General features: G+C 40.1%; 15 protein-coding genes. All 15 read left to right on the forward strand.

Annotation, left to right across the window (positions count from 1 at the left end; genetic code table 11):
- The first annotated feature begins 6 nt into the window (after window positions 1-6).
- The gene (locus DXD92_RS02860) at window positions 7-1,092 is read left to right on the forward strand and encodes a site-specific integrase (protein ID WP_118640008.1); all 1,086 of its coding nucleotides are present in this window, start codon (window positions 7-9) and stop codon (window positions 1,090-1,092) included.
- Complete coding sequence (locus DXD92_RS02865; protein WP_118143265.1) at window positions 1,089-1,466, forward strand: plasmid mobilization protein; 378 nt, start codon at window positions 1,089-1,091, stop codon at window positions 1,464-1,466. The genes DXD92_RS02860 and DXD92_RS02865 overlap by 4 nt, the downstream gene beginning before the upstream one ends.
- Window positions 1,467-1,566: 100 nt before the next feature.
- Complete coding sequence (locus tag DXD92_RS02870) at window positions 1,567-2,547, forward strand: AAA family ATPase (protein ID WP_118640009.1); 981 nt, start codon at window positions 1,567-1,569, stop codon at window positions 2,545-2,547.
- 108 nt (window positions 2,548-2,655) lie between these two features.
- On the forward strand, window positions 2,656-2,895 hold the full coding sequence (locus DXD92_RS18675; RefSeq protein WP_015515202.1) for a hypothetical protein: 240 nt from the start codon (window positions 2,656-2,658) through the stop codon (window positions 2,893-2,895).
- Window positions 2,896-3,064: 169 nt separating this feature from the next.
- The gene (locus tag DXD92_RS02880; RefSeq protein WP_118640010.1) at window positions 3,065-4,414 is read left to right on the forward strand and encodes a plasmid recombination protein; all 1,350 of its coding nucleotides are present in this window, start codon (window positions 3,065-3,067) and stop codon (window positions 4,412-4,414) included.
- A gap of 13 nt (window positions 4,415-4,427) precedes the next feature.
- Window positions 4,428-4,742 carry a hypothetical protein gene (locus DXD92_RS02885; RefSeq protein ID WP_199696566.1) on the forward strand — a complete coding sequence of 105 codons (315 nt, stop codon included), beginning with the start codon at window positions 4,428-4,430 and terminating at the stop codon, window positions 4,740-4,742.
- 216 nt (window positions 4,743-4,958) lie between these two features.
- Complete coding sequence (locus DXD92_RS02890; RefSeq protein ID WP_118640011.1) at window positions 4,959-5,375, forward strand: YjdF family protein; 417 nt, start codon at window positions 4,959-4,961, stop codon at window positions 5,373-5,375.
- A 49-nt stretch (window positions 5,376-5,424) separates the two neighbouring features.
- Window positions 5,425-5,760 carry a hypothetical protein gene (locus DXD92_RS02895; RefSeq protein ID WP_118640012.1) on the forward strand — a complete coding sequence of 112 codons (336 nt, stop codon included), beginning with the start codon at window positions 5,425-5,427 and terminating at the stop codon, window positions 5,758-5,760.
- Window positions 5,761-6,011: 251 nt separating this feature from the next.
- Window positions 6,012-6,482: a type III toxin-antitoxin system CptIN family toxin gene (gene cptIN / locus DXD92_RS02900; protein ID WP_118640013.1), complete on the forward strand. Its 471-nt coding sequence runs from the start codon at window positions 6,012-6,014 to the stop codon at window positions 6,480-6,482.
- 594 nt (window positions 6,483-7,076) lie between these two features.
- Window positions 7,077-7,304: a hypothetical protein gene (locus DXD92_RS02905; protein ID WP_008705329.1), complete on the forward strand. Its 228-nt coding sequence runs from the start codon at window positions 7,077-7,079 to the stop codon at window positions 7,302-7,304.
- Window positions 7,297-7,515, forward strand: a complete 219-nt coding sequence (locus DXD92_RS02910) for a hypothetical protein (protein ID WP_055227196.1) — start codon at window positions 7,297-7,299, stop codon at window positions 7,513-7,515. The genes DXD92_RS02905 and DXD92_RS02910 overlap by 8 nt, the downstream gene beginning before the upstream one ends.
- Complete coding sequence (locus tag DXD92_RS19615; protein WP_242856687.1) at window positions 7,512-7,862, forward strand: hypothetical protein; 351 nt, start codon at window positions 7,512-7,514, stop codon at window positions 7,860-7,862. The genes DXD92_RS02910 and DXD92_RS19615 overlap by 4 nt, the downstream gene beginning before the upstream one ends.
- 385 nt (window positions 7,863-8,247) lie before the next feature.
- Complete coding sequence (locus tag DXD92_RS02920) at window positions 8,248-9,276, forward strand: hypothetical protein (RefSeq protein WP_118640014.1); 1,029 nt, start codon at window positions 8,248-8,250, stop codon at window positions 9,274-9,276.
- Window positions 9,273-9,755 (forward strand): PucR family transcriptional regulator, encoded by a 483-nt coding sequence (locus DXD92_RS02925; protein ID WP_158579541.1) that lies wholly within the window; start codon window positions 9,273-9,275, stop codon window positions 9,753-9,755. Before DXD92_RS02920 ends, DXD92_RS02925 begins: the two co-directional genes overlap by 4 nt.
- A gap of 220 nt (window positions 9,756-9,975) precedes the next feature.
- Window positions 9,976-11,043 (forward strand): HD-GYP domain-containing protein, encoded by a 1,068-nt coding sequence (locus DXD92_RS02930; RefSeq protein ID WP_118600675.1) that lies wholly within the window; start codon window positions 9,976-9,978, stop codon window positions 11,041-11,043.
- Window positions 11,044-11,076: the final 33 nt, after the last annotated feature.

Here is an 11,076-nt window from a genome sequence, read left to right on the forward strand (position 1 = left end):
GAGATTATGGCGGCGTACAAAGACGAACAGCGGGGAACATGGTATGTGTCCTTTCACTATTATGACTGGACTGGTAAGAATTGCCGGAAAGTTAAGAGGGGATTTAAGACCAAACGGGAAGCAACAGAGTGGGAACGGCATTTCCGTATGAAAGAAGCGGCTGACTTGGATATGACTTTTGAGGAATTTGTTCAGGCATACACAAGAGATATGAAGCCGAAACTGAAACACAATACCTGGCTGACGAAAGAGCATATCTTGAGGACAAAGCTACTGCCCTATTTCAAGGATAAGAAAATGCGTGATATTCGTCCGAAAGATATTATCCAGTGGCAGAATGAACAGATTTCCTATCGTGATGAAAAAGGAAAGCCCTATGCTCCGACTTATTTGAAAACTCTGCAATCAGAATTGAGTGCACTGTTTAATCATGCGGTACGGTTCTATGAACTGAAAAGCAATCCTGTTGTAAAGGCGGGGCCGTTGGGAAAGGGAAAAGCGGAGGAAATGTTGTTCTGGACAAAAGAGGAATATCTGAAATTCATTGAAGCGGTAAAGGACAAACCATATTCCTATCATGCGTTTCAGATATTGTACTGGTGCGGTTTACGAGTGGGCGAACTGTTAGCTCTCACGTCGCAGGATATTGATTTTGATAACAAAGTCATTCGGATAACAAAATCTTATCAGCGATTGGAGGGTAAAGATGTAATTACAGACCCGAAAACTCCGAAAAGCAAACGAAATGTAAGTATGCCGGATTTCTTATGTGAAGAACTGAAAGATTATATCGGCAGATTATACGGGATTCTTCCCACTGACCGTATCTTTCATCTGACAAAAAGCTTTCTGCACCATGAAATGACAAGAGGGGCGAAAAAAGCGGGAGTGAAACGCATTAGAATCCACGATTTGAGACATTCTCATGTATCACTGCTTATCAGCATGGGATTTTCGGCGGTATCAATTGGAAACAGGGTGGGGCATGAAAGCGTGGATATTACTTATCGCTATGCTCATATGTTCCCGACGGAACAGACACAAATGGCAAAATTGCTGGATGAAGAATTTAAGGAGGGCGCAGAGGAATGAGCGGCACACACAAATATCCGACAATCAGTTTCCGTATCTCTCCGAGAGAGAGGGAAGAAATCGAAGCAAAGATTTTCACAAGCGGCATGAAGAAAAAAGATTATTTTGTCCGTTCCTGCATTTATAACCGGGTGTGCGTGGTAGGCAAGAAAGAAACAGTTTATCAGATTGTGGAACGGTTGCAGGAAATGGAGAATCGGCTGGTGGAACTGGCGGAGCAAATTGATGGCAAAAAGCCGGGGATTACTTCCGAAGAAATCAGAGATTTGCGGGAAGCCTATGAAGATATGCTGAAAGCAATTCTTTGGATGTTGGACGGTGCAAGGTATCTGTGGCAAGGCGAAGAAAAAAGCCCTGACAGCGGCAACTGTTAGGGCTGTGATAACTGGAAAACCTCTGTTATCAACAATCACAATTCAAGTATAGCAGAGGTTTCTTCCGGTGACAACGAATTTTTCAAAAACGGAGGACATTATGGTAGAAACGAGAACAGAATTACAGATGATTAAAATGTCGGAGATACAGTCGCAGGAGGTGGCGTGGCTGTGGTTTCCGTTTATCCCTTATGGAAAGCTGACGATTGTACAAGGCGATCCGGGGGACGGTAAGACAACTCTTGTGCTGAACATAGCGGCGAAGCTGTCAAAAGGCGAGGGTCTGGACAGCAAAATGAAACTGACGGAGCCGCTGAATGTGATTTACCAGAGTGCGGAGGACGGGCTTGCAGATACGGTTAAGCCCCGTTTGGAAACGGCAGGAGCAAATTGTGAAAATATTTCCGTCATTGACGAGAGCATAAAATCACTTTCCATGATAGATGAACGTCTGGAAGAAGCAGTCATAAGGACAAAGGCGAAGCTACTGATTTTAGACCCGATACAGGCGTATCTCGGCGGCGGTATGGATATGAACCGGGCAAATGAAGCAAGGGATATGACAAAGAAGCTGGCGACTTTGGCGGAGAAATATCAATGTGCCATTGTACTTGTAGGGCACATGAACAAAGCGGCTGGAAATAAGGCAGCATATCGGGGCATGGGTTCCATTGATTTCTTTGCGGTGGCAAGGAGCGTCCTGCTGGTCGGCAGAGTGGAGGGCGAAGCGAATATAAGGGCGGTAGTCCAGATAAAAAACAATCTGGCGGCGTTTGGGCACCCGAAAGCCTTTGAGTTGTCGGAGGACGGTTTTCACTGGCTCGGAGATTATGAGATTACCGCTGATGAAGTGTTGGGCGGTATCGCTCCGAAAGCGAATAAGCTGGAACAGGCGAAGCGTCTGCTCCGGGAAGTGGCAGAAACAAACAATGCCATGCAGAGCAATGAGATTTTCAATCTTGCAGAGGAACAGGGTATATCCAGACGGACGCTTGAAAATGCGAAAAAGGAATTGAGTATCAGAGCAAAGCGGATAAACAATTCGTGGTATTGGGAACTGGATAAAATCAAGCCGGAATAAGGCAATAGCGCAACAATGCAGAGTATATAGAATTTGCGGGCTTGGTGTCTGCAAGGTTGCAAAAGATATAGACCTTGCGTTGTTGCGGTCTTGAAAAGGAGGGCGAATATGATACGACAGCCAGAATGGGGAACCCGGAATGTGAACAAATATTTTTACGAGAGTGAAGCCCGGAGGATTGCCGAACTCAATGAAATATTCGGAGATATAGAATTGACTGAGGCAGAAATGCGGATGCTGATATGGCTTGCCGGATGGGATGAATATACGATAGAAAATGTACTTTCGGCTATCCGAAAAGCTATAGCGGCGGAAGTAAAGCGGCGGCAACAGCCGCCCCGTCCGTAGGACGGAAAAGCCCCCGGCAGGGCGCAAAGGCAGCTTTTGATGGATGGAACGGCTGTCAAAAGTGCTTTTGCGTTACTTTCTACGAAAGTAACAAAGCTTATGCGCCGTATCCGGCGCTGATTGCCCGGAAAGGGAGAAAGGATATTGATTGAAGCGAACTATCAGCTTTATGACAGGAAAAGGCTCTGTTAACCATAATAGCAGAAAATTCCATGCAAAGAATACTGACCCGGAGCGAAGCTGTCTGAACGTGGAATACTGCAATGAAAATGTTAAGGACGTATATCACGAATTATTTGATGAAGCACTCGCCTGGTACAATGAGAAGCAGACCAGAAGTGACCGCCGGATTGACGATTATTATGAGAAAATCCGTTCCGGCAAGCAGGAAAAGCCATTCCATGAAATTATTTTGCAAATCGGGGATAAGGACAACATGGGGGCAAAGACAGAGAACGGACAGCTTGCGGCAAAGGTGCTGGATAAATATATGCGGGATTTCCAGCGGCGAAATCCTACGTTAAGAGTATTTAGTGCCTATCTTCATATGGACGAAGCAACGCCCCACTTGCATATAGATTTTGTACCGTATACGACAGGAAGCAAGCGGGGACTTGATACAAGAGTTTCTTTGAAACAGGCGTTATCTGCTCTCGGATTTAAAGGCGGTACAAGGCGGGAAACGGAATTAAATCAGTGGGTGGCTTATGAGAAAGAACAGCTTGCCGCCGTCATGCTGGAACATGGGATTGAGTGGGAGAAGAAAGGCACACATGAAAAGCATTTATCTGTTTTGGACTTTGAGAAAAAGGAGCGGGCAAAGGAAGTCGCAGAATTGGAGCAATCTATTTCTGACGGAAAAGAGCGATTATCAGATATTCAGATTCAGCATAGAAAAGCAGTGCAGGAAACAGAGCAGATACGGCAGAAGGGCGAAGCAATCCGGCAGGAAGTGTCGGAACTTTCGGAAACAAGTGATTTGCTGAAGGAGCAGGCGACAATGCTGGCAGAGGACAAGAAAAAGCTGCTGTCTGATAATGTGAAATTGGAGAAGCAACAGAAGAAATTGCAACAGGATATTGAGAAAATGGTTCAGTCTAAGGCGGTCATGGAACGGAACATACACGCCTATGACGAGGACGAGAAGTGGCAGTTGCCTGAACCGGCGGCGTTGATGTCTGCAAAGGCTTATAAGGATAAAAAAGCCTCTCCACTTGTGGAGAAATTGAAAGAGACGATAAAAGTACTGACGATTAAATGCGTTCAACTTGCGGAACAGGGAAAGAAACTGAAAGATAAAGTTACCCGGCAGGAACAGCAGATCAGCTGCCTGACAGATAAGATCATGGAGCAGAGTGACATTATTGACCGATTGCAGGAGAAAACGGCAGATTTGGAGCGTTTAGAGCGTTATTTTGGTAGAGAACAGGTGCAGTCGATAGTTGAGCGGTCTAAGGCTCTGGAACGGGCAGAAAAGGCAAATAAGCGCCCGAAACGTGCATTTGAAATGAACAGATAGGGGGATTGATAGAGTGACAGATATGGAGAAAAAAGTTATGGTTCGGCTATGCGCGAAAATTCTTTCGGAGACGGATTTGTATGATATGGATATGGAAGTACGCAATCTGATTGACTGGATATGCGTGTCGGAGCAGATAAAATCAAATAATAATGAGATACGTAGTCTGACCGGAGAATATAAGCGGATTGAGCCGGATTGCCGGGAGGGAGTGCGGGCGCAGTTGGAGCGCATGAAGTCACTCTGTAAAGAACGTGACAGCTTGTATGAGAAGCAGAACGATTTGAAAGGGCAAAAGCAGAAAATCGAAAGAGTATTGGAACGGTAGTGATTTGGGGCATGGCGGCGGCTGTGCCCCTTATTTCTTGTGGCAAAATCGCTGATAGTATGCTAAAATCAAAGTACAGAGATAAAAACACAACGTAAGGGATAACATCTCTTATAGAGCCGGTAGGTAGTCCGGTCGCACCGCTTTGGTGTAAGTAGCCCTCCCTCCTTGGGTCGTCCGTTCTTTGTTCAGTACAATTTTTAAGGAGGAATTGTCATGGACAAAGCATTGGGCAGATTGACAGTATTTTTTGAGGAACCATTCTGGATAGGTGTGTTTGAACGCATATCGGAGGGAAAATTATCTGTATGCAAGGTTACATTTGGGGCGGAGCCGAAAGATTATGAGGTATACGATTTTATCCTGAAAAATTACTATCGGCTGCGGTTTAGTCCGGCTGTGGCAACTGATGTAAAAGAAGCTGGTCGCAATCCGAAACGGGTACAGAGAGAAGTGCGGAAACAGGTACAGAATACCGGGATAGGCACGAAGTCGCAACAGGCTTTGAAATTACAGCAGGAGCAGTTAAAAACTGAACGTAAGACTGTGAGCCGGGAACAACGGGAAGCAGAGAAACAGCGGCAGTTTGAACTGAAACAGCAGAAAAGGAAAAAGAAGCATAGGGGCAGGTAATACCTGTTCCTATCTTTCTACAGAAGCATTTGAGATAGGGGGATTCCATATGGAAAATTATTTGCCGTACATAGTATCAGTAGTTTGTGCTTTGATTTCTGGCTTTGCAAGTTATGCTGTTGCAAGAAAGCAGAGCAGAGAGGATATTAAAAAACTTGAAAAGACTTATGAGTTGGACTTGGAAAAGGAAAAAGAAAAGCATAAAATGGAAATTGATAAATTGCAGTTAGAACATAAGAATCAATTAGAGTTGCAACAAAAACAGTTTGAAAATCAATTAGGTAGTGATATGATGAATACGCTTATCTCTGAGGCGATGAAGATGCCAGAGGTAAAAAGACAAATTTCGCAAGGCATGAATACAGCAGGCAATAAAAGACGGTAATTCTTTTACTGTGGGATAAGTATATATTAGTGGTCCTTAGCATATAATTTTAATGGAAAGCTCTATTGACTTTCCTCTTTGCGCTTGCTAGTATGTAGGTACAAAGAAAGTTTACCACTGACCGATATGTGGTATATAAATGGTCGGGTTGAAAGTTTACCGCTGACCGATATGCGGTATATAAATGGTTGGGTCGAAAGTATAGTCCTTCGCCGCAAGGCGAGGGACTTTTCCGTAATGAGGACAGGCAAATGAAGAAAACAGGCTTTTACATTATCAAGGATAAATTTTTTGAAGATATGCCAGATCCGTATCTCAAAGGAAATAAGGCAGGAAACAGACCACGTTATTACTGCCTTGAAGATACAAGTACCGGGATATACTGGATGATACCATTGTCTAGCCGCATTGACAAATACAGACGGATTATGGAGAAAAAAGAAAAAACCGGGAAATCTTGCGACATTCTTCATATCGCCAAACTGGACGACAGCCGGGAGAGCGCATTTCTGATACAAGATATGTTTCCGATAACAGAAGAATACATAGAACGGGAATATACAATCGCCGGAAATCATCTGATGTTGACGAGTGAGCATACCGCCAGAGAGATTGAGCAAAAAGCGAGAAAAGTTATGGGGATGTTGAAGCGAGGTATTAAGTTTACTCCAACGCAGCCAGACGTTATGGCGATATTAGAGAAGTTGAGGGAGCGCCGATAGCTTTTCCTTATTGGTGTAATAATTACATGGTGCTAGCACCATGTAGATAGAGCAATTAAGGAGAAATATTCGTGATACCTGTATGATACCTGTTTGATCGGAAACTATGAATAAGGCGTGAAATTTGGATATTATGAATATAAAAATCTGCAAAAGACAATTATATATTTAACGATTATGTTATGGTTACAGGGAGTTTGAGTAGCGGACTAAATTGCGAAAAAGCCCATAAATAAAGGCTTTGCGGGCTGTCTGGATGTTCCAGTGGAGTGCAAATGGAGTTAAAAAATATTTTTTTTCTTTGTTTTCTTTCCGGAGTTATCTGAGATTTTCGCAAAAAGTAACTATGCTCAGAAAATATAATTAGTGTGAATATGAAGAACAGTTTGTTTTGATGGAAATATTTTCCGTCAGGGCAGACTGTTTTTTTATACCCTTTTTCAATGATATAAACTCCATGATTCAGAGATAACACATATGGAAACTGTAAAATTAAAATAATTTGCTAAATTTCGGAAAATGATGTCCGATTTTGCATCTGCCAGTACAGAGTATATGAAGAGATAAATATTCAAAATACAGGAGGTACTGATTATGCAGAACAAATTATTTTTAAAGGCAGCTGATATATGTGAACTTCTGGAGGTGAAACAGACATCGGCTTATGAGATCATTGGCAATCTGAATAAGGAGCTGGAAGAACAGGGATATTTGACGCTTAGAGGAAAAGTTCCGACAAAGTATTTTGTGAAGCGTTTCTACGGGGTAGAAGATACCTGTGAGATTCCACAGGAAGAAGGAAAGGAATGGTTTCATGCGTAAAAGAAAAATGTATTTATCAGTGGAAGACATTGCCGAACTCTTTGAGTTATCAGTTTCTTTTGCTTACCGGGTGGTGGAAAGAATGAATGCTGATCTGGCAAGTAAGAACTATTATGTGATTCTCGGTCGGGTGCCAACCCGTTATGTAGAGGACAAGATTTATGGTCTGGAACATGTTGAGCAATATTTGAAGGAGGATAAAGCGATATGAGTATAGTGCAGGAAAAAATGTATATGGATGTGGATGATGTGTGGGCAATTCTTGGTGTTTCTAAAGCGTATGCCTACAATTTGATGCGAGAGTACAACAAGGAGTTGAAAGCAAACGATCAGATGTATATGTACAGACAAAGCCCAAGAGCAGATGAGCGAGTAACAAGTACCGAAGCGAATGCAGTGGTTAAGGATGCAGGAAAGACAGATAGAAAAACGGCACAGCAGAAGCAGATGGTAGATGGAAAAGATAAGAAATTATCCATTCATGAACGGCTTGAAATCAATAAGAAGATTATTCAAGAAAAACAGGGAAAAGATAAGCCGGAGAGAGGAGCTGATTGAGGTGTGAGATAAACAGGGGTGCTAGAATAGCGGATACCAGGCTACTAATGAAGGTGTGGGAAGTTGATTCCTGCATCTTTTTTTAGTGTATAAATAAAGTTTTGCTGTATTTATTTGCGAAAATACAGATTACTTAAGGTGGAAAATAATATTACTTTTTGCTATAATACCGCTATATCATTGGCAGATGTTTAGGTTTTAGATAAACATATACTATAAAATACGGAGGTACAACACGAATTGGATACACAATAAAAAATTTTATTGACTCAAACAAATTCCCAGGGATGAAATTAATTAGTGACAATTCAGGAATCAATAGAGAAATAAGAGGAGTTCGAATTATTGTAGCTCCCAACATGGAAAATTTTCTGGGGGGGGTGAGTTGCTCCTAACTTCTTTGCCCGCTTATGAAAAACTAGATGATCATATGATGGTAAGTCACTTAAATGAATTAAATAAAAAGCAGATAAGTGGATTTATTGTGAAAAGAAAGCAGAATACAGCTCATTTAAATAAGTTGTTTGAAACTTTGGTATGTTTTTGTGAAGAACACAATATACCTGTTTTGGAACTTCCACAGGATATCAGTTACTGGTTGGTTATTAAGTATGTACTATCTCAAATATGTAGTAATATCGTAGTTGCAAAATTTATTTATTCTAAATTAACTCGAGATGAAATCAGTCAGTATTTTGCTGGAAGAGCTATTAGAGAGAAAGCAATAGAGAAATTGATTTGTGGTCTGGAAACTATGCTTGGAAATCCTGTTGCTTTGTATGACGCACAATTTCATAATATGTATTCAAGTACATCAGAACCAATTGAATTAAAAATTTTAAAGGATAGCCCAAAATATGTGCCTAATATCATTACGCAGCTTGAATATATACGTCAAAAAAGAAATAATGTTGAATATATAAAAGAAATCGACATTTTCGGTCAGAGTAAGTATTATTTGCTAATATCAGAGATAAACGAACCATTAATGGAATTAGATTTTATAACATTAGAGGGGGCAGTTTCAGCTTTATTATATTTTTTAATTCAAAATGAAACGGTAAAGAGTATTGAAAAGAAATATCATAGAGATTTAGAATATCGAATGCTAAATGGATCGCTGTCAGAATCAGAGAAAGAGGATGTTGCAAATCTGCTTGATCTTAATGCAACAGATGAATATCGGGTTATCACATTTTATTTGAAATCTGGAAACAATAAAGAAAATTTCAGTGCTGAACAAAGAAAAGAGACAAAGATTGTAGAAAAAGCAGTTTTAAAATTTCTACCTAAAGAGTATATTTTTTGTAATACAAATCGAATCATATATATTCACAAGGAAAATAAAAAGAAGGAAAACGGGAATTTCGAAGAAAGCTGGAAAAATTTCAAAAAGAAACGCAAGATCAATTGACAGATAGAAAAGAACAATTTGAATTCCTGATTGGGATAGGAAAAAGTGTTAAAGGTTATCATGATTTGAAAGATTCTTTTGAAGATTCTAAAACTGCAATAGAATACATTGATGTCATTAGAAAGATAACAGGTGATATACAGAAGTCAGTAGTGGATTGTTCAAAATTAGGATTCTTTCATGTTTTTACAAATATTAAGGATGAAAAGCAATTAAGAACATATATACCAGATACAGTCCATGAGATTCATCAGTATGATGTTCAGAAAAATGGAGAACTGATTGATACGCTGGAATGCTATTTGAATCATAAACAAAGTATTCGAAAAACTTCAGAGTTAATGTGCGTGCATGCTCGAACAGTTTCATACCGTTTGCAGAAAATAGTAGAATTGACAGGAATGGATTTTGACAATGTGGCTGAGATATTAGCTGTTCGAAACGGAATTATAATATTAAAAATATTGGAATTGTTATAAAAGATAACGAATCACATGGTTAGTGTGGTTCGTTTTTCTTTTTGGAAAAATTCATATAATGGAACACTTCTTGCAAAATACACACACCATATTTGCAAATTTTGTGCATTATAAAAAATAGAAAGAACGATATACTATTATATGTGAAAATAGTATTAAGGAATATTTTTTTGACATAAACTAGTACCTTTAAGGGTTGAGTTACGTAAGAGGTGGAGTTATGGAGCAGGAAAAACCAATGGTTTGCACAGATAAGGACTTTGACAGGTTTTATGTAGCATTAAAATTAAATCTAAAAACAAATAGGTATGAATGCATTTACTCACATAATCAAGAGGTCTTTGAAATAGCAAGGAAGACAGAAGATTATGATACGTTTATTCAGATATATATAGAGAGATTTATTCATGATGCTGATAAATCAAAGCTACGAGATTTCCTGTTAAGCGATAAGTTAACAGAAAATCTGGTTCATGGCTATGCAGAGCAGGATATCGTATACCGCAGAATAGAGAGTGAAAAATCTTATATAAAGATGAGGGCTAAGAAATATGTGGATATAAAAGATAATATAGCAATGATTACATTACATAATGTAAAAAGAACCTACAGATCCGTAATGGAAATGAAACGAGAACTCCAGAAGAACGAGCGCGATAAGACCAAGCAATATTGGAATATGGTGTCATTATTGTCTACAGTTCTGGATCATAATAATTTATCAGAAGCGGAAAACCAGGACAATATTATTTTCTTTACAAAGCAGATGTATCTCCAACTGCAGAAAAATTATCCGGAATATGGAATTACAGACGAAGAAGTAGAAGCTGTATCACATTTGGCGCCAATTCATGATATTGGAAAAATCAGGGTGCCTGTTGAAATTCTGAACAAAAATGGCAGGCTGACAGATGAAGAGATGGAAACCGTGAGACAACATCCACTGGTTGGAGCTGAAATGACAAAGAAGTTTCCAAAAGGTCTTACTATAGACAAATTAAATGCGCTTAGTTATGAAATCTGCAGACATCATCATGAACGATATGACGGAGCTGGGTATCCGGATGGTTTGCATGGAGAAGAAATTCCTCTTTGTGCACAGGTTGTGGGACTGGCTGATGCATATGATGCCTTAATCAGTCCTCGCCCCTATAAAAGTAAACTGACTCATGGAGAAGCATTGCAAATGATCCTGAACGGGGAATGTGGCTCGTTCTCCCAACCGCTGCTTCATTGTTTTCTGGAAGCGGCAATGCAGAAGGAATGGATAAAAAAGGCAGATAGCTAAGAAAATGAAAATATGTTTTTAGGAGGAATTTGT

This window comes from Blautia sp. TM10-2 (assembly GCF_003480845.1).
Taxonomy (GTDB): Bacteria; Bacillota; Clostridia; order Lachnospirales; family Lachnospiraceae; genus Fusicatenibacter; species Fusicatenibacter saccharivorans.

Excerpts from the sequence above, each read along its gene's own strand:
- DXD92_RS02895 (WP_118640012.1), top strand. The coding sequence starts at position 5,425 with ATGGAAAATTATTTGCCGTACATAGTATCAGTAGTTTGTGCTTTGATT.
- DXD92_RS02905 (WP_008705329.1), top strand. The coding sequence starts at position 7,077 with ATGCAGAACAAATTATTTTTAAAGGCAGCTGATATATGTGAACTTCTG.
- DXD92_RS02890 (WP_118640011.1), top strand. The coding sequence starts at position 4,959 with ATGGACAAAGCATTGGGCAGATTGACAGTATTTTTTGAGGAACCATTC.
- DXD92_RS02865 (WP_118143265.1), top strand. The coding sequence starts at position 1,089 with ATGAGCGGCACACACAAATATCCGACAATCAGTTTCCGTATCTCTCCG.
- DXD92_RS02880 (WP_118640010.1), top strand. The coding sequence starts at position 3,065 with ATGACAGGAAAAGGCTCTGTTAACCATAATAGCAGAAAATTCCATGCA.
- DXD92_RS02930 (WP_118600675.1), top strand. The coding sequence starts at position 9,976 with ATGGAGCAGGAAAAACCAATGGTTTGCACAGATAAGGACTTTGACAGG.
- DXD92_RS02870 (WP_118640009.1), top strand. The coding sequence starts at position 1,567 with ATGGTAGAAACGAGAACAGAATTACAGATGATTAAAATGTCGGAGATA.
- DXD92_RS18675 (WP_015515202.1), top strand. The coding sequence starts at position 2,656 with ATGATACGACAGCCAGAATGGGGAACCCGGAATGTGAACAAATATTTT.
- DXD92_RS19615 (WP_242856687.1), top strand. The coding sequence starts at position 7,512 with ATGAGTATAGTGCAGGAAAAAATGTATATGGATGTGGATGATGTGTGG.
- cptIN (WP_118640013.1), top strand. The coding sequence starts at position 6,012 with ATGAAGAAAACAGGCTTTTACATTATCAAGGATAAATTTTTTGAAGAT.
- DXD92_RS02860 (WP_118640008.1), top strand. The coding sequence starts at position 7 with ATGGCGGCGTACAAAGACGAACAGCGGGGAACATGGTATGTGTCCTTT.
- DXD92_RS02910 (WP_055227196.1), top strand. The coding sequence starts at position 7,297 with ATGCGTAAAAGAAAAATGTATTTATCAGTGGAAGACATTGCCGAACTC.